Here is a 16,734-nt window from a genome sequence, read left to right on the forward strand (position 1 = left end):
CTACAGGACATTGCCGCGATGAAGATCATGATCGTCACCGACGCGTGGGAACCGCAGGTCAACGGCGTCGTGCGCACGCTGAAGAGCACGTCGCGCGAGCTCACCGCGCTCGGCCACCGCGTCGAACTGCTGACGCCGCTGGAATTCCGCACGGTGCCCTGCCCGACCTACCCCGAGATCCGCCTGTCGATCCTGCCGTACCGCAAGCTGCGCGCGCGGATCGACGCGTTCGCCCCCGACGCGCTGCACATCGCGACCGAAGGCCCGCTCGGCCTCGCCGCGCGGCGCTATGCACGTTCGCGCAAGCTGCCGTACACGACCGCGTATCACACGCGCTTTCCGGAGTACGTGCAGGCGCGCTTCGGCATCCCGCTCGCGGCGACCTACCGCTTCCTGCACTGGTTCCATGGCCCGTCGCTCGCGGTGATGGCGCCGACACCGGTCGTCAAGCAGGACCTCGAGAAATTCGGCTTCACGAACGTGGTGCTGTGGACCCGCGGCGTCGACCTCGACGTGTTCCGGCCGATGGAATCGAAGGTGCTCAATACCGCGCGGCCGATCTTCCTCTATGTCGGCCGCGTCGCGATCGAGAAGAACGTCGAGGCGTTCCTGCGCCTCGACCTGCCCGGCTCGAAATGGGTCGCGGGCGAAGGTCCCGCGCTCGCGGAGCTGAAGTCGCGTTATCCGGAGGCAAACTATCTCGGCGTGCTGTCACAGGCCGAGCTCGCGAAGGTGTATGCTGCGGCCGACGTGTTCGTGTTCCCGAGTCGCACCGACACGTTCGGCCTCGTGCTGCTCGAGGCGCTCGCCTGCGGCACGCCGGTTGCCGCGTATCCCGTGACGGGCCCGATTGACGTGCTCGGCGAAGGCGACGCCGGCGCAATGCACGAGGACCTGCAGGAAGCCTGCCTCGAAGCGCTGAAGATCGAACGCGCGACTGCGCGCGCATGGGCCGAACGCTTTTCGTGGCGCGCGGCGTCCGAGCAGTTCGCGTCGCATCTGAAGCCGCTGCCGAAGACCGCGTACTCGCCAGCAGAAGGTGCCGCCGTTTGAAACGAGACCTGAACGACAAGTCCCCGCCCCCCGATGCCACGCCGCAACGGCACCGCCCGTTCGACGAGGATGAGCCGCATGCCGATGCGGACGTGCACGCGCACGAGCCGCTCGGCCCCGACGATCGGCTGACGCCGTTGCCGCCGAACCCGTACAAGCGCCACCGCGGCATCACGCGCGCCTGGTACGCGCTCAAGCATTCGCTGAACGGCTTTCGCGTCGCGATCCGCGAGGAGAGCGCGTTTCGCCAGGAACTCACGCTCGCCGCGCTGATGCTACCGATCGGCGCGTTTGCGCCGGTGCCGGCCGCCTCGCGCGCGCTGCTGATCGCGTCGGTGCTGCTCGTGCTGATCGTCGAGCTGCTGAACTCGAGCGTCGAGGCCGCGATCGACCGCATCTCGCTCGAACGCCACGAACTCTCCAAGCGTGCGAAGGACCTCGGCAGCGCGGCCGTGACGGTCGCGCTGTTCGCGTGCGTGACGACGTGGGCCTTCGTGCTCGGCCCGGTCGTCGCACACTGGCTGGGCTTCTAGACGAGCGCCGGGCGCACGCGCCGCGCACCGCCCGCGTGCGGCGCTGCACCATGCGCCGTGCGGGGCCGCGCACACGAAATGCGCCCGATGTGGCGAAACCCCGGTTTATAATCGTCCGCTAGACATAGAACAGCAACCCGCGCCGGACGAATCACGCAGCATCGATTGCAGCGCCCGCCAGTCCGGCACACACAGGGCCGGACGACATGGAAGCGAAACCTCCCCGCCGCACCCGCGAACGGATTCTCGAGTTGTCGTTGAAACTCTTCAACGAGATCGGCGAGCCGAACGTCACGACCACGACGATCGCCGAGGAAATGGAAATCAGTCCAGGCAACCTGTACTACCATTTCCGCAACAAGGACGACATCATCAATAGCATCTTCGCGCAGTTCGAGCAGCAGATCGAACGGCGGCTGCGCTTTCCCGAAGATCACCGTCCGACGATCGACGAAACCTGGTCGTACCTGCAGTACATGGCCGATTTCATGTGGACCTACCGGTTCCTGTATCGCGACCTCAACGACCTGCTCGCGCGCAATCGCACGCTCGAGACGCACTTCAAGCAGATCATCAGCCACAAGGTGCGCTTCGCGCGCGACATGTGCGAGCTGCTCGTGTCCGATGCAGAGATGGTCGCGACACCCGCCGAGATCGAGGTCATCGCCACCAACATGGCCGTCATTTCGACGTACTGGCTGTCGTATCAGTACGTGATGCATCCGCGCAAGTACAACGACCAGGACGCGATCCGCGAGGAACTGCACCAGGTCAGCATGCACGTGATCTCCGTGATGGCACCGTACCTGCGCGGCCGTTCGCGCCAGCTGTTCGACGACCTGGTCTCCGGCAAGCTGCCGAAGCGCCAGTTCACCGACTACCTGCCGCCGCGCGACGGTTCGCCGCGCCCGGCAGACAGCCCCGTCGTCACCGGGCAGGCCCCCGCCAAGGATTCCAAGCAATGAAGGCAGTCTGTGTTTACTGCGGCTCGTCGTCCGGCGTCCGGCCCATCTATGCCGACGCCGCGCGCGCATTCGGCCGCGCGCTCGTCGATGCGGGCCTCACGCTCGTCTACGGCGGCGGCCGCGTCGGCCTGATGGGCGTGATCGCCGACGAAGTGATGGCGGCCGGCGGCCGGGCGGTCGGCGTGATCCCCGAATTGCTCGTCGACAAGGAAGTCGGCCATACGGGGCTGTCGGAACTGCACGTCGTGCCCGACATGCACCACCGCAAGAAAATGATGGCCGACCTCTCCGACGCGTTCGTTGCGATGCCCGGCGGCGCCGGCACGCTCGAAGAGCTCTTTGAGGTCTACACGTGGGCGCAGCTCGGTTATCACCGCAAGCCCGTCGCGGTCTACAACATCGATTCGTTCTACGATCCGTTGATCGCGCTGCTGCGCCATACGGTCGACGAAGGCTTCATGCGTCCGGCCTATTTCGACGCGCTGTGCGTCGAATCCGAACCCGTCGAACTGATCGAGCGACTGCGTCGCTACCAGCCGCCCGCCCGCGACAAGTGGGCGCCCGACGCGGCCAAGTAACCGTCACCGGAACCCGCACGCGATGACCGCACCGTCCGACCGCAAGGCCGTCCTCATCACCGGCGCGAGCCGTGGCATCGGCCGCGCGACCGCCGTGCTCGCGGCCGGGCGCGGCTGGGACGTCGGCATCAACTACGCGCGCGACGCGGCGGCGGCCGAACTCACCGCGCAGGCCGTCCGCGACGCGGGCGGCCGTGCCTGCGTCGTCGCGGGCGACGTCGCGAACGAAGCCGACGTCGTCGCGATGTTCGACACCGTCACGGCCGCATTCGGTCGCCTCGACGCGCTCGTCAACAACGCGGGCATCGTCGCGCCGTCGATGCCGCTCGCCGACATGCCGGCCGACCGGCTGCGGCGGATGTTCGACACCAACGTGCTCGGCGCGTACCTGTGCGCGCGCGAAGCGGCGCGCCGGCTGTCCACCGACCGTGGCGGCCGCGGCGGCGCGATCGTCAACGTATCGTCGATCGCCTCCCGGCTCGGCTCGCCGAACGAATACGTCGACTACGCGGGCTCGAAGGGCGCGGTCGATTCGCTGACGATCGGTCTTGCGAAGGAACTCGGCCCGCACGGCGTGCGCGTCAACGCGGTACGCCCCGGCCTGATCGAGACCGAAATTCACGCGAGCGGCGGCCAGCCGGGCCGTGCGGCCCGCCTCGGCGCAACGACGCCGCTCGGCCGCGCGGGCGAAGCGCAGGAGATCGCCGAAGCGATCGTCTGGCTGCTTGGCGACGCGGCGTCCTACACGACGGGTGCCCTGCTCGACGTCGGCGGCGGCCGGTAATGCCGTACTGCGGCGCAGCAAAAACCGCCGCCCGAGACGATCAGTCGTCACGACACCACAAATCTCCACAATTCCGTGACGCTACGAGTAAACTCTCGTAATAATTCCGTGGTCTACTAGCGGGCATTCAGACAGACCTCATCAACACCTGTCCGTTATCCCCTGATGTGGCCCTAATCGGTCCTGCCCATGTCGCCGGACCGGCTCGACTCGACCCGAGATCTTTTCCATGCCCGGAACCGCAGCGCCCAGCCGGCGACGCACGTCTGTGCCCGCCCCGGCTCAGCACACCCGCTCGATCGCCGACACCGACCTCACCGCAACGCTCGACGTCGCCGGCACGCCCGACGCCGCCTCGACCGTCGCAACCAGCGCCACGCACGAGCGCTCGCTCCTGCTCGGCTGGCGCGCATGGCTGTTCGTCGCCGCGCTGATCTGCGCGTATGTGCTGCCGGGCGTACTCGGTCACGATCCGTGGAAACAGGACGAAACCTACACGTTCGGCATCATCCAGCACATGCTCGAGACGGGCGACTTCGTCGTGCCGACCAATGCCGGCCTGCCGTTCATGGAAAAGCCGCCGCTTTACGCGTGGGTCGCGACCAGCCTCGCATGGCTGCTGCAACGCGTGATGCCGCTGCACGATGCGGCGCGACTCGCGAGCGCGCTGTTCGCCGCGCTCGCGTTCGGCTTCATCGCGCGCACGGCGCGCATCGCCAGCCGCGCGGACACCTGGTTCGACCTGCGCGTGATCGGCCCCGTCGTGTTGAGCGCGGGCACGCTCGTCGTCATCAAACACGTGCACGACATGATGACCGACGTCGCGCTGTTCGCCGGCACGGCAATCGGCTTCAGCGGGCTGCTCGAACTCGTGATGCAGCACGTCGCGCGCGCGCAGCAGATGCGCCACGGGCTGCCGGTCCGACCGTCGGGCCGCTGGGCCGCACCGATCTTCGGCGCGGGCGTCGGCATTGCGCTGATGGCGAAGGGGCTGTTCGTGCCGCTCGTGTTCGCGGCCTCGCTCGTCGGCGCGCTGGTGCTCTATCCGGCCTGCCGCACCCGCTCGTTCGCGCGCGCGCTCGGCATCGCCGCGCTCGTGTTCGCACCGTTCGCGCTCATCTGGCCGACCGCGCTGTTCATGCGCTCCGAGACGCTGTTCATGACGTGGTTCTGGGATAACAACGTCGGCCGCTTCTTCGGCTTCTCCGTCCCCGAACTGGGCGCGGAAAACGACAAGCCGTTCTTCATCCTCCGCGCGTTCCTGCTCGTCGGCTTCCCGGTCGCGCCGCTCGCGATCGTCGCGCTCGCGCGCGGCGTGTGGCGCGACTGGCGAACGCCGCGCGTCGCGCTGCCCGTCTTGTTCACCGGCATCGGTCTCGCCGTGCTGCAAGTGTCCGCGACGTCGCGCCAGCTCTACATCCTGCCGTTCTTCGCGCCGCTCGCGCTGGTCGCCGCGCAGGCCATCGAACGCCTGCCGCGCCGGCTGCATCTCGCGTGGGATTACCTGAGCCGCATCCTGTTCGGCACGGCCGCGGCGCTCGCCTGGGCAATCTGGGCAGTGATGGCCGATCCGGCCGCGTCGCGCGCGGATCTGGCGCCGCTCGGCCGCTGGCTGCCGCTCGACTGGACGATGCCGATCGAACCCGCGCTCGTGACCGGCGCGCTCGTGCTGACAGTCGGCTGGCTCACGCTGCTGCCGAAGCTGCGCGCGACGGGCCTCTGGCGCGGCGCACTGTCGTGGGGCGCCGGCGCGCTCGTCGCATGGGGGCTCATCTACACGCTGCTCCTGCCGTGGCTCGACGTCGCGAAGAGCTACCGCTCGGTGTTCGACGACCTGAACGCGCATCTCGCGCTCGAATGGAACGACGGCGACTGCATGGCGAGCCTGCACGGGCTCGGCGAATCGGAAGCGCCGATGCTGTACTACTTCTCCGGCATCCAGCACACGCCGATCGACGACGCGAAAACGACGCGCTGCACCTGGATGATCGTCCAGGGTGTGCGGGCCGTCGATCCGGCGCCGGGCAGCGAATGGAAATTGTTCTGGTCGGGCGCGCGCCCGGGCGACAACGACGAACTGCTGCGCGTGTACGTGCGCACGCCCGAGCAGCACCTGCAGTGACGGAGGGCGGCGCGGCGCACCGTCGTGCGTCCCCTCGTGCCATGCGTGGAACGGCGAACACCGCCGCCTGACACGCGAACAGCCGCCGGGAAACGCGCGCCGCCGACCGGCGCGCCCGGCTGACACGGTGGCCGCGCGACGCCGCGGGGCCGCCCCCTCCCCTTATTGCGCGACTGCGCGGATCTTCAGAACGACGAACCGGGCTCGCGAAGAAACGCCGTTTCCTCGTCGCTCGACTCGCGTCCGAGAATCGCGTTCCGGTGCGGAAAGCGGCCGAAGCGCTCGACGACGGCCGCATGCAGCAACGCGAAGCGGTGATAGCTTTCGCACCCTGCCTCGTCGCGGATGCCCGCGCACAGGCGCACGGCCTCGCGCTGGCTCTCGACCGACTCGTCGTGCTCGAACGGCAGATACGCAAACGCGCGGTGATGTCCGCTCGGCAACTGCGCGTCCCAGCCGGCCGCGACCACGCGGCGTGCAAGCGCGAGCGCCTTCGGGTCGGCGGCAAACGCGCGCGGCGTACCGCGATGGATGTTGCGCGAGAACTGGTCGAGCACGACGATCAACGCAAGCGCACCCGGCGGCGAGCCGGCCCAGTGATCGCATCCGCCGTCGCACGCAGCGTCGAGCAACGCGCCATAGCGTGTACGCAGCACGTCGTCGAACGCCGCCCCGCCGTTGAACCAGACCTTGCGCGCCTGCCCGAATTCGGCCGAGCCCGGCTCGCCGAACCAGAAATCCAGGATCTCCCGCGCATGCGGATCGAGCGCCGCCGTGCCTGCGTGGATGGTGTCGATCGTCATGCAAACTCCAGGACGAGGCGCCGGGTGCGCGCGCTCTTCTTTTCCAGTTTCGCGATTCGCAACTCGCCGATTTCGGCCGTGTTGCGCACATGCGTGCCCCCGCACGGCTGCAGGTCGACATGCTCGATGCGCAGCAGCCGCACCCGGCCGAGGCCCATCGGCGGCTTCACGCTCATCGTGCGCACGAGGTCCGGCCGCCCGGCCATCTCGTCGTCGGTGATCCACTCGGTCGTGACCGGGTGCGCGCCAACCACCAGGCCCGCGAGGCGCCGCTCGACATCGTCGCGGTCGATCGGGTCGGACGTCGCGAAATCGAGGCGGACATAGTCGGCCGTCACGCTGCAGCCGTCGACCGCGTACGGCAGCACCGCGCACATCAGGTGCGCGGCCGTATGCAGGCGCATGTGGCGGTAGCGGCGCAGCCAGTCGATCTCCGCCGCGACGCGCGTGCCGGGCACGAGCGCCGCGACACGCGCCTCCTGCCCCGGTGCGGGCACGTGCACGGCATCGTCGGGGGTCGCGCCGTCGAACTTCGCCTTGCGCGTATCGGCGATCGCGATCGTGCTGCCGTCGGGCAGCGTCAGCGTGCCGGTGTCGCCGGCCTGGCCGCCGCCGAGCGGATAGAACACGGTGCGGTCGAGCCGGATGCCGTCTTCGCCGACGGCCAGAACGACCGCGTCGCATTGCGTCAGGTACGCGTCTTCGCGAAACAGCGCTTGTGTCGTCATCGGGCAAACCTCGTATCGATCGGGAGAAGCAGCCAGTGTCGCGCCACGCGGTGCGCGCGCCCAGACGCAGATCGCCCGCGTGCGTGCAGCGGCGTACCGGTCGGTCAACCGGGCCGGTTGCGCATCCAGTCGGCCGTATCGTAGAACGAATGCATGAGCCGCTCGCGCAGCGGTTCGGGCAATCCGACATCCTCCATCGCCCACGCCATGCAGCGCAGCCACTGATCGCGCTCGACCGACGCGATCGGGAACGGCAGGTGCCGCGCGCGCAGCCGCGGATGGCCGAACCGGCTGATGTAGTGGTCGGGGCCGCCGAGCCACCCGCACAGGAACCAGAACAGCTTGTCGCGCGAACCGTCGAGCGACGCCGGGTGCAGCGCGCGAATCTGCGCGAACTCGGGCTCCAGGTCCATCAGGTCGTAAAAGCGGTCCACCATTTCGCGCACGCGGGCTTCACCGCCCACGAGTTCGAACGCCGTCGGCTGCGACGGCGCATCGTCATTCACATCGGTCATACGGATAGTCGGAAAACGGGATCTTCGGGGCCGCCGGCGACGCTCATGCGTCGCGCAGCGACTGCAGCGCGGGGCGCCGCAGCACATTATGCAGGCTCAGCCAGCCGGCCGCACCGGCGCACGCGACGCCGGCCGCGATGCCGGCCGGCACGAGCCACGGATCGACGGCGAGCTGGAAGTCGAACACGCGCGACGCGAGCACCCAGCCGACCGCGATCGCGCCCGCCGAAGCCAGCGCGCCGGCCAGCGCGCCGACCACGATGAACTCCGCGCGCTGCACCGCATTGACCTGCGCCCGCGATGCGCCCAGCGCGCGCAGCAGCGCAGCCTCGCGCACCCGCTTGTCGCGCGTGCCGGCCAGCGCCGTGTAGAGCACGAGCACACCGGCCGCGAGCGTGAACGCGAACAGGAACTGCACCGCACCGACCACCTGCAGCATCATCCGCTGCAACTGCGCGAGGATCGGCGCGACGTCGATCGCGGTCAGGTTCGGGTAGCGCGCGATCAGCGGATCGAGCAGCGCGGCGTTCGAGGCCGGCAGATGGAAGCTCGTCAGGTACACGGCCGGGAAATCCTTCAGCACCGGCGGCGGCATCAGCACGAAGAAATTGACGCGGAACGAGCCCCAGTCGAGCTTGCGCACGCTCGTGATCGGCGCGTCGACCGTCAGCCCCGTCACGTCGAAGCGCAGCACGTCGCCCGGCTTCACGTTCAGCGTCTTCGCGAGACCGGCCTCGATCGAGATCTGCGGCGTGGCCGCGGTGCCGAACCAGTCGCCTTCGACGATCCGGTTGTCGGACGGCAGCTCGGTCGTATAAGACAGGTTGAACTCGCGGTCGACGAGCCGGCGGGCCTCGTCGGACGGATAGGCATCCGGATTCACCGGTTTGCCGTTGATCGCGACGAGGCGGCCGCGCACCATCGGCGCGGGCACCGCGTCGCGCACGCCGTGCGCGGTCAGATACGCGGCGACGTCGGCACGTTGGTCGGGCTGGATATCGATCAGGAACTGGTTCGGCGCATCGGGCGGCGTCGACTGCCGCCAGCCCGCAACGAGGTCGTTGCGCGTGATCGCGATCAACAGCAGGCACATCAGGCCGAGCGCCAGCGCGGTGATCTGCAGCGCGCTGGCCGTGCCGCGCCGGTGCAGCGACGCGAGCGCGTAACGCCAGCCAACGCCCGCGGCCACACGCGCGTTGCGCACCGCCCGCGCGGCGGCGAACAGCACGAGCCGCGCGATCAGCGCGAAACCGACCAGCGCGCCGGCGAAACCGCCCGCGACGATCAGCCCGAGCTTCAGGTTGCCGGCGGCCACGATCAGCAGCCCCGCGAACAGCACGACGCCGATCGCATACGCGGCCCACGCGGTGCGCGACGCGTCGCCCCACTCGCGCCGCAGCACGCGCACCGGCGGCACGCGCGTGAGCGGCACGAGCGGCGGCAGCGCGAAGCCGAGCAGCAGCACGAGCGCGGCGCCCACGCCGATCAGCGCCGGCCACGGCGTGGGCGGCGGCAGCACCACGTCGATCAGTCCGCCGAGCGCGGCCAGCAACGCCCAGTGGCCGCCGTAACCAAGCACCGCGCCTGCGGCGCCGGATACGACGCCGATGCCGGCGAATTCGAGCGCGAACAACGCGCCGAGCGTGCGGCGGCTCACGCCGAGGCAGCGCATCGTCGCGCAGCCGTCGAGGTGGCGCCGCATGTAGCGCTGCGCGGCCATCGCGATCGCGACCGCCGCGAGCAGCGCGGTGAGCAGCGCGACGAGCGTCAGGAAGTGGCGCGCGCGATCCAGCGTCTGCCGCACCTGCGGCTGGCCTTCCTGCAGCGACTCGAGACCGGCACCGCGCAGCTTCCCGCCGTCGACGCGTGCGTGCGCATACGCTTCGAAGCGCGCGACGGCCTGCTGGTCGCCGGCGACCAGCAGCCGGTACGTGACCCGGCTGCCGTAGCCCGTGAGCCCCGTCGCGGCGAGTTCGTCCGCGCGCATCATCAGCCGCGGCGAAAAATTGACGAACGAAAACCCGCGATCGAGTTCACGGGAGATCGATGCGGCGACCTTGAACGTGCGCAACCCGACGCGCACCGTATCGCCCGCCTTCAGGTGCAGCGCATCGAGCAGCGCCGGATCGGCCCATACGGTGCCCGGCGCGGGAATCCCGGCCGCCTTCTGCGAGGCGGAGGCACCGGCCGGCAGGATCTCGACCGCGCCGCGCAACGGATATCCGGGCGACACGGCCTTCACCGCCGCGAGGCGCGACGGCGCGGCATCGGCTGCCTGCCCGCCCATGGCGGACGCGATCATGCTCGGGAAGATCGCGGTCGTCGCGGTACGCAGGCCGAGCGCGCGAGCCTGCCGGTCGAACGACGGATCGACGGGACGGTCGGCCCGCACGACGAAATCGGCGCCGAGCATCTGGCGCGCGTCGCGCTCGAGCCCCTGGCGCAGCCGGTCGGCGAGGAAACCGACGCTCGTCAGCGCCGCGACCGCGAGTACCAGTGCAAGGACGAGCAGCGTCAGTTCGCCCGCGCGCCAGTCGCGCGCGGTCATGCGGGCGGCCTGGTGGATCAGGTCGCGCAGGCCGAAGCGGCCGGCATGCGCACGCATCTCATGGCCGGGTTGCCCGGCGGGCGGCTGCGCCGCGTGTTGCCGCCCCTTCAATCGCGCTTCCCCCCGATCGAGTTCAGCCGCGACACCATGTGGTTCGCCATGCCGCGAAAGCCGCCCGAGACACCCCGCCACAGGCGCGGGAGCGCCCACGCGGAAGCCGCGATGAAGGCGGCGAGCAGCACCAGGAACGCGAGCGGAACGAAGAACGCGAGCACGAGCCCGCCGACCACGAGGCCGTCCTCGGTCGACGATGCGACCCAGTTCGAAATCGGTTCGGGAGACAGGTTGATCAGCGCGCGTGTGCCGGCCTTCGCCACGTGTGCGGCACCGGCGAGCGAACCGCCGGCGAGCCCCGCGACCGCGAGCACGGTCGGGTCGGCATGGCCGAGCGCGCCGGCCGCGAGCACGGCGCCGGCCGGAATGCGGATGAAGGTGTGCACGGCATCCCACAGCGAGTCGAACGCGGGGATCTTGTCGGCAAGGAATTCGGTGACGGTGAGCACGGCCGCGGCGCCGATGACCCACGGCGACATCAGGACGGCCAGCGTGTCGGGCAGGTGCAGCCAGCCGAACCGCGCCAGCAGGCCGGCGATCAGCACCGTCAGGTACAGGCGCAGGCCGCTCGCCCACGCGAGCCCCGCGCCGAGCGAAATCGCTTCGATCATGGCCCTCTCCTTGCACTTTCCGTGCGCTTTGCCGATTGACCGGATCGGGTCGGACAGACCGGCCGCGCGGCGCGTGGCGACCGGCACCGCGTGCCACGAGAAGCACGACGGTATTCAGGCCCGAATGCGTTCCATTATAGACAGGCCGGCCGGACGGCCGGCGCAATTCCGCAGCGCGGCACCCGGGCGCGGACGCACCCGGATGCAGTCGTCAGGCCGCCGACGACAGCTTGAGGCCGATCAGCCCCGCGACGATCAGCGCGGCACTCGCGACACGCGCGACGGTCAGCGCCTCGCCCATCATCACGATGCCGAACACGAACGCACCGACCGCGCCGATGCCCGTCCACACCGCGTATGCGGTGCCGAGCGGCAACTGGCGCATCGCGACCGCGAGCAGCCCGAAGCTGGCCAGCGCCGTCACGATCGTAAACACCGACGGACCGAGCTTCGTGAAGCCGTCCGACGATTTCAGGCCGGCCGCCCAGGCCACTTCCAGCAAACCGGCAATCAACAACCATACCCACGCCATCCCGACGTACTCCGTATCGGATGGGGCCGTCCCCGTTGAAGCGAATGTCCCGGGGTCGTCCCCGGGCGGCGCCGAGTATAACAAGATGCTTACGGATACGCCGGCGGCCGACCGGGGACGCGACCGGGCGGGCCCGGTCAGTTCGAGACGCGCTTCGGCGTGGCGCCGCCGACGCAGCGGTCGTCGCGGTACAGCGCCCACTCCTCGCACACGCGGCCGTCCTTGAACACGCACATGCCGACCTGCCCGCTCGACAGGTTGCGCACCGTGTGGTGGCCGCCGAGCTTGGTGCAATTGACCGATGCGGGATTGGCCATCGCCTGCTGGGACGACGACGGTTGCTGCCCGGGCGGCAGCGGTTGGGCGAACGCGCCAGACGCGGCAAGCGCCAGCGCACAGATGACGACCAGACGGACGGACATTGCACGCTCCTCGTTTTCGTTCGCGGAGCGGTCAGGATAACGGGGATTGAGCGCCGGGTGTGCAACGCGCGCGTCGGCCGCAGGACTGTCGCGCCGACGCAACCCTGCCGGCGCGCGACGTCACGCGCACGTGCGCCGCCGCGGCCCGGCCGGGCCCGTCATGCGGCGCCGACGAGCCGGTATCCGACGCCCGTCTCGGTGACGATGTACTCGGGCTGCGCCGGGTCGCGCTCGAGCTTCTGGCGCAGGTGCGCCATGTAGATGCGCAGGTAGTGGTGGCTTTCGACGTGCGACGGCCCCCACACGTCGCGCAGCAGCTGCCGGTGCGTGAGCACGCGCCCCGCGTGACGCACGAGCGTGGCGAGCAACCGGTACTCGAGCGGCGTCAGGTGCACGATCTCCCCGTCGCGCCACACCTGGCGCAGCGCAAGATCGACCGTCACGGTGCCGAAGCTCACCTTCGGCGACTCGTTCGCGCCGCCCTGGTTGCGCCGGCGCAGTTGCGCGCGGATCCGCGCGCGCAGTTCGGACACGCCGAACGGCTTGGTCAGGTAATCGTCGGCGCCCGCATCGAGCGCCGCGACCTTCTCTTCCTCCTGCGTGCGCGCGGACAGCACGATCACCGGCACCTCGGACCAGCCGCGCAGTTCGCGGATCACGTCGAGGCCGTCGGTATCGGGCAGGCCGAGGTCGACGATCACGAGATCGGGCTTGCGCGTCGCCGCGTCGATCAGCCCCTGCTTGCCCGTCTCGGCCTCGAACACCGCGATGTCCTCCTCCTCGAGCGCGGCGCGCACGAAACGGCGGATCTGCTTTTCGTCCTCGATCAGGACGACGGTCAGGCTGGGTTCACTCATGGTCTGGCAATGACTCGGATGGGGACGACGCACCCGGCACATCGGGTTCGTCGTCGGATACGGCAGGCGCGGCCGGCGGCGTCTCGACCGGCAGCGTGAACCAGAAGCGCGCGCCCGTCACGCGGCCGTCGGGCGCGGTGCGGTTGAGCGCGCCGATTTTACCGCCGTGCGCCTCGACGATCGCGCGGCAGATCGCGAGGCCGAGCCCGATGCCCGGCGTCGCCGATTCCTTCTCGCCGCGCGTGAACTTGTCGAAGATCCGCGTTTCCATCCCGGCCGGCAGGCCCGGGCCGTGATCGTCGACATGCACGCGCACGAACGGCAGCCCGTCGTCGGTCACGCGCTCGGCGCCGATCTCGAGCGGCGTATCGGGCGGCGTGTACTTCGCCGCGTTCTCGAACAGGTTGGTGAACAGGCGTTCCATCAGCACCGCGTCCATCTGCAGGAGCGGCAGGTCGGCCGGCAGCACGACGCGCGCGGGATGGCGCGACAGCACGCGCTTGCACGCGGCGAGCGCCGCGCCGACGGTTTCCTCGAGCAGCGACCACTGACGCTTGAGCTGCAGGCTGCCGGCCTGCAGCCGCGCCATGTCGAGCAGGTTCGTGACGATGCCCGTCATCCGCAGCGCCTCGTCGTGAATCGCATCGACGAGTTCGCCCTCGCGCTGCGCAAAGCGCTCGGCCGCCGCGGCGTCGCCGCCCTGTGCGGCCGCGCGTCCGTTCGCGAGCATCGACGAGAAACCGACGATCGTCGTGAGCGGCGTGCGCAGGTCGTGCGAGATCGCCGACAGCAGCGAGTTGCGCAGCCGCTCGGATTCCATGTTGACGAGCGCGTCGCGCGCGATCTCGACGTAGTGCACGCGTTCGAGCGCGAGTGCGATCTGCGCGGCGAATGCGTCGAGCATCCGCTGCTGCTCGGGCACCTCGAGTTCGCGCGGTTCGCGTGACGCGACCGCGAGCACGCCGCGCGTGCGCATCGGCGCCTTCAGCGGCAGGTACAGCGCGACCGTCGCGGGCAAGGTATCCGTGCCGCGACCGGCCGGCTTCTGCTGGTCGTACACCCACTGGCCGACGTCGCTGTCGAGGTCGGCGCCCGTCAGCGTGACGGCCGCGTCGGGCTCCTCGATCTTCTGCCGCACCTTGTCCGCACTGTCGGGCAGCAGGAACGCGACGCGCGCGCGGAACACCTCGCCCACGTGGCGGCTGCCGATCTCGACGATCTGCTCGGTCGTCAGCGCCGCGCCCAGCTCGCGCGCCATCGCGTAGATCGCGCCGGTGCGGCGCTCGCGGCGCTGCGCGACGCTCGCCTGGCGCGTCAGCGTCGACGTCAGGTGGCTGATCACGAGCGACGTCAGCAGCATCCCGAAGAAGGTCAGCAGGTACTGCGTGTCGCTGACCGAAAACGACATGCGCGGCGGCACGAAGAAGAAATCGAACGCGGCGACCGACAGGAACGACTGCAGCACGCCCGGGCCGCGCCCGAGCCGCACGGCCGAGAACACGACGCCGAGCAGGTACAGCATCACGAGGTTCGTGAGGTCGAGCCGCTCGGACACGAGGCTCGCGACGACCGTGATCGCCGCGCAGATCGCGGCCGCATACGCGTAGTGCCGCGGCGGCGAGCGATGCGTGCCGAACTGCGCGAACGCATCGCGCCAGTCGCGCGCACGCGCGTCGAGCGGCGCGGCACGCGCCTCGTCGCTCGCGGACGCACGGATCAGCATCAGGTCGACGTCGCCCGCGCGTTCGGCGAGCTGTTCGCCGAACGGCCGCGCGAAGCGGCGCACGAGCCCGACCTTCGGCGAGCCGCCCGCGACGATCTTCGACACGTTGCGCACCTTCGCATAGCCGATCAGCGCGGCGACCGCGTCGGCACCGGCGAGCGTGGCCGTCTCCGCGCCGAGTTCGGCGGCGAGCTTCAGTGCGTCGAGCGTGCGCTGCCGCCGCGCGTCGGGCAGCCGCTGCAGCCGCGGCGTCTCCACATAAACGGCGATCCAGTCGGCCTTCAGGCTCGCGGCGAGCCGCGCGGCCGCGCGCACGAGCGTCGGCGCCTCGGGGCCCGGCCCGACGCATACGAGCAGCCGTTCGCGCGCCTGCCAGATGCGCTGGATCGAGCGGTCGGCGCGGTATTCGCGCATCTGCGCGTCGACGCGATCGGCCGTGCGCCGCAACGCCAGTTCGCGCAGCGCGATCAGGTTGCCCTTGCGGAAGAAGTTGCGCACCGCGCGCTCGGCCTGCTGCGCGAGATAGACCTTGCCGTCGCGCATCCGCTCGAGCAGTTCCTCGGCCGGCAGGTCGACGAGCGTGACTTCGTCGGCCGCGTCGAATACGCGGTCGGGCACCGTCTCCCACACGCGGATGCCGGTGATCGCGCCGACCACGTCGTTCAGGCTTTCGAGGTGCTGGACGTTGACGGTCGTATAGACGTCGATGCCCGCGTCGAGCAGTTCGTACACGTCCTGCCAGCGCTTCAGGTGCCGTGCGCCCTGCACGTTCGAATGCGCGAGTTCGTCGACGAGGATCAGTTGCGGCTGGCGCGCGAGTGCGCCGTCGAGATCGAATTCGGCGAGCGTGCGGCCGCGGTAGTCGAAACGCGCGAGCGGCAGCACGTCGAGACCGTCGAGCAGTGCGGCGGTCTCGCTGCGCCCGTGGGTCTCGACGATGCCGACGACGACGTCGACGCCTTCCTGCAGGCGCTGGCGCGCGGCCTGCAGCATCGCGTAGGTCTTGCCGACACCGGCCGATGCGCCGAAGAAGATCTTGAGCTGACCGCGCCGCTGCTTTTCTTCGTCACGTTGCAGCTTGTCGAGGAGTTGGTCTGGATCGGGACGATTCATGCGTCAGAAAGGCGGAGCGCCCGGATGCGCGCGAGTACGAGCATTGTTGTTCCAAATCGCCGCAAAAGGCAAAGACGGCGCAAGCGCCGTCGGGAAAAGGCGCGCCCGGCGCGGGGCTGACCGCGCCGGGCGCCGGTTGCCGGACGCGCTCAGTGCGCGGCCTGCGCCGCGTCGAGCGCGAGATTCAGCTTCAGCACGTTCACGCGCGCCTCGCCGAGCACGCCGAACTGGCGGCCCGTCGTGTTCGCGGCGACGAGCTGCGCGACCGCGTCGGGCGCCAGGTTGCGCGCCTTCGCGACGCGCTCGACCTGGTACGCGGCGGCGGCCGGCGTGATCTCCGGATCGAGGCCGCTCGCCGACGCCGTCACGAGGTCGACCGGCACGGGTTTCGACATGTCGGTGCCCGCGTCGCGCAGCGCGGCGATGCGCCCCTTCACCTGGTCGGCGAGCGACGGGTTCAGCGGGCCGAGGTTCGAGCCGCCGGAGCCGGTCGCGTTGTACGGCATCGGCGCGGTGGCCGACAGCCGGCCCCAGAAGTACTTCGGCGCATCGAACGACTGGCCGATCAGCGCGGAGCCGACCGGCTTGCCGTCCTTCTCGATCAGGCTGCCGTTCGCCTGCGACGGGAACACGGCCTGGCCGAACACGGTCATCACGGCCGGGTAAGCGAGGCCCGTCACGGCGGTCAGGACGACGAAGAGCACGACGAGCGGGCGAATCAACGTTTTCATGA

General features: G+C 69.8%; 16 protein-coding genes. 6 read left to right on the top strand and 10 right to left on the bottom strand.

Annotation, left to right across the window (positions count from 1 at the left end; genetic code table 11):
• Positions 1-18: 18 nt before the first annotated feature.
• The 6 genes from AB3K92_RS34845 to AB3K92_RS34870 all read left to right on the top strand — a co-directional run bounded on the left by AB3K92_RS34845 (position 19) and on the right by AB3K92_RS34870 (position 6,035).
• Positions 19-1,053, top strand: a complete 1,035-nt coding sequence (locus AB3K92_RS34845) for a glycosyltransferase family 1 protein (RefSeq protein ID WP_027786855.1) — start codon at positions 19-21, stop codon at positions 1,051-1,053.
• Positions 1,050-1,586 (top strand): diacylglycerol kinase, encoded by a 537-nt coding sequence (locus tag AB3K92_RS34850; RefSeq protein ID WP_048020482.1) that lies wholly within the window; start codon positions 1,050-1,052, stop codon positions 1,584-1,586. Before AB3K92_RS34845 ends, AB3K92_RS34850 begins: the two co-directional genes overlap by 4 nt.
• A 206-nt stretch (positions 1,587-1,792) precedes the next feature.
• The gene (locus AB3K92_RS34855; RefSeq protein WP_021161119.1) at positions 1,793-2,551 is read left to right on the top strand and encodes a TetR/AcrR family transcriptional regulator; all 759 of its coding nucleotides are present in this window, start codon (positions 1,793-1,795) and stop codon (positions 2,549-2,551) included.
• Positions 2,548-3,129, top strand: coding sequence for a TIGR00730 family Rossman fold protein (locus AB3K92_RS34860; protein WP_021161118.1), 582 nt, complete (start codon positions 2,548-2,550; stop codon positions 3,127-3,129). The genes AB3K92_RS34855 and AB3K92_RS34860 overlap by 4 nt, the downstream gene beginning before the upstream one ends.
• A 22-nt stretch (positions 3,130-3,151) precedes the next feature.
• Entirely contained in the window at positions 3,152-3,913 is a 762-nt protein-coding gene (locus AB3K92_RS34865; RefSeq protein ID WP_048020479.1) for an SDR family oxidoreductase, read from the top strand.
• 229 nt (positions 3,914-4,142) lie between these two features.
• On the top strand, positions 4,143-6,035 hold the full coding sequence (locus AB3K92_RS34870) for a glycosyltransferase family 39 protein (RefSeq protein WP_059861905.1): 1,893 nt from the start codon (positions 4,143-4,145) through the stop codon (positions 6,033-6,035).
• A gap of 185 nt (positions 6,036-6,220) precedes the next feature.
• On the opposite strand, the gene AB3K92_RS34875 is transcribed toward AB3K92_RS34870, so the two are convergent.
• The 10 genes from AB3K92_RS34875 to kdpC all read right to left on the bottom strand — a co-directional run bounded on the left by AB3K92_RS34875 (position 6,221) and on the right by kdpC (position 16,732).
• Positions 6,221-6,838, bottom strand: coding sequence for a DUF924 family protein (locus AB3K92_RS34875; protein ID WP_021161114.1), 618 nt, complete (start codon positions 6,836-6,838; stop codon positions 6,221-6,223).
• Positions 6,835-7,566 (bottom strand): alanyl-tRNA editing protein, encoded by a 732-nt coding sequence (locus AB3K92_RS34880; RefSeq protein ID WP_048020474.1) that lies wholly within the window; start codon positions 7,564-7,566, stop codon positions 6,835-6,837. Before AB3K92_RS34880 ends, AB3K92_RS34875 begins: the two co-directional genes overlap by 4 nt.
• A 104-nt stretch (positions 7,567-7,670) precedes the next feature.
• Positions 7,671-8,081 carry a group II truncated hemoglobin gene (locus tag AB3K92_RS34885; RefSeq protein ID WP_006398765.1) on the bottom strand — a complete coding sequence of 137 codons (411 nt, stop codon included), beginning with the start codon at positions 8,079-8,081 and terminating at the stop codon, positions 7,671-7,673.
• A gap of 43 nt (positions 8,082-8,124) precedes the next feature.
• Positions 8,125-10,686 carry an ABC transporter permease gene (locus tag AB3K92_RS34890; protein ID WP_369466686.1) on the bottom strand — a complete coding sequence of 854 codons (2,562 nt, stop codon included), beginning with the start codon at positions 10,684-10,686 and terminating at the stop codon, positions 8,125-8,127.
• 50 nt (positions 10,687-10,736) lie between these two features.
• Positions 10,737-11,354, bottom strand: a complete 618-nt coding sequence (locus AB3K92_RS34895) for a DUF4126 domain-containing protein (protein WP_021161113.1) — start codon at positions 11,352-11,354, stop codon at positions 10,737-10,739.
• Between the two features lie 211 nt (positions 11,355-11,565).
• Positions 11,566-11,886 carry a quaternary ammonium compound efflux SMR transporter SugE gene (gene sugE, locus AB3K92_RS34900; RefSeq protein ID WP_021161112.1) on the bottom strand — a complete coding sequence of 107 codons (321 nt, stop codon included), beginning with the start codon at positions 11,884-11,886 and terminating at the stop codon, positions 11,566-11,568.
• Between the two features lie 137 nt (positions 11,887-12,023).
• Complete coding sequence (locus AB3K92_RS34905) at positions 12,024-12,308, bottom strand: DUF333 domain-containing protein (protein ID WP_021161111.1); 285 nt, start codon at positions 12,306-12,308, stop codon at positions 12,024-12,026.
• 158 nt (positions 12,309-12,466) lie between these two features.
• Complete coding sequence (gene kdpE, locus AB3K92_RS34910; RefSeq protein WP_027786844.1) at positions 12,467-13,165, bottom strand: two-component system response regulator KdpE; 699 nt, start codon at positions 13,163-13,165, stop codon at positions 12,467-12,469.
• Positions 13,158-16,001 carry a DUF4118 domain-containing protein gene (locus AB3K92_RS34915; RefSeq protein WP_059590668.1) on the bottom strand — a complete coding sequence of 948 codons (2,844 nt, stop codon included), beginning with the start codon at positions 15,999-16,001 and terminating at the stop codon, positions 13,158-13,160. The genes kdpE and AB3K92_RS34915 overlap by 8 nt, the downstream gene beginning before the upstream one ends.
• A 149-nt stretch (positions 16,002-16,150) precedes the next feature.
• Positions 16,151-16,732, bottom strand: coding sequence for a potassium-transporting ATPase subunit KdpC (gene kdpC, locus AB3K92_RS34920; protein WP_021161108.1), 582 nt, complete (start codon positions 16,730-16,732; stop codon positions 16,151-16,153).
• Positions 16,733-16,734 lie beyond the last annotated feature (2 nt).

Origin of the sequence: Burkholderia sp. Bmkn7, from assembly GCF_041103175.1 — a bacterium.
Classification (GTDB): Bacteria; Pseudomonadota; Gammaproteobacteria; order Burkholderiales; family Burkholderiaceae; genus Burkholderia; species Burkholderia cepacia.

Bases quoted from the DNA above. Each gene is read 5' to 3' on its own strand.
- AB3K92_RS34905 (WP_021161111.1), bottom strand. From the start codon at position 12,308: ATGTCCGTCCGTCTGGTCGTCATCTGTGCGCTGGCGCTTGCCGCGTCT.
- AB3K92_RS34885 (WP_006398765.1), bottom strand. From the start codon at position 8,081: ATGACCGATGTGAATGACGATGCGCCGTCGCAGCCGACGGCGTTCGAA.
- AB3K92_RS34915 (WP_059590668.1), bottom strand. From the start codon at position 16,001: ATGAATCGTCCCGATCCAGACCAACTCCTCGACAAGCTGCAACGTGAC.
- AB3K92_RS34890 (WP_369466686.1), bottom strand. From the start codon at position 10,686: ATGCGTGCGCATGCCGGCCGCTTCGGCCTGCGCGACCTGATCCACCAG.
- kdpC (WP_021161108.1), bottom strand. From the start codon at position 16,732: ATGAAAACGTTGATTCGCCCGCTCGTCGTGCTCTTCGTCGTCCTGACC.
- AB3K92_RS34895 (WP_021161113.1), bottom strand. From the start codon at position 11,354: ATGATCGAAGCGATTTCGCTCGGCGCGGGGCTCGCGTGGGCGAGCGGC.
- sugE (WP_021161112.1), bottom strand. From the start codon at position 11,886: ATGGCGTGGGTATGGTTGTTGATTGCCGGTTTGCTGGAAGTGGCCTGG.
- AB3K92_RS34860 (WP_021161118.1), top strand. From the start codon at position 2,548: ATGAAGGCAGTCTGTGTTTACTGCGGCTCGTCGTCCGGCGTCCGGCCC.
- kdpE (WP_027786844.1), bottom strand. From the start codon at position 13,165: ATGAGTGAACCCAGCCTGACCGTCGTCCTGATCGAGGACGAAAAGCAG.
- AB3K92_RS34875 (WP_021161114.1), bottom strand. From the start codon at position 6,838: ATGACGATCGACACCATCCACGCAGGCACGGCGGCGCTCGATCCGCAT.
- AB3K92_RS34845 (WP_027786855.1), top strand. From the start codon at position 19: ATGAAGATCATGATCGTCACCGACGCGTGGGAACCGCAGGTCAACGGC.
- AB3K92_RS34855 (WP_021161119.1), top strand. From the start codon at position 1,793: ATGGAAGCGAAACCTCCCCGCCGCACCCGCGAACGGATTCTCGAGTTG.
- AB3K92_RS34880 (WP_048020474.1), bottom strand. From the start codon at position 7,566: ATGACGACACAAGCGCTGTTTCGCGAAGACGCGTACCTGACGCAATGC.
- AB3K92_RS34870 (WP_059861905.1), top strand. From the start codon at position 4,143: ATGCCCGGAACCGCAGCGCCCAGCCGGCGACGCACGTCTGTGCCCGCC.
- AB3K92_RS34865 (WP_048020479.1), top strand. From the start codon at position 3,152: ATGACCGCACCGTCCGACCGCAAGGCCGTCCTCATCACCGGCGCGAGC.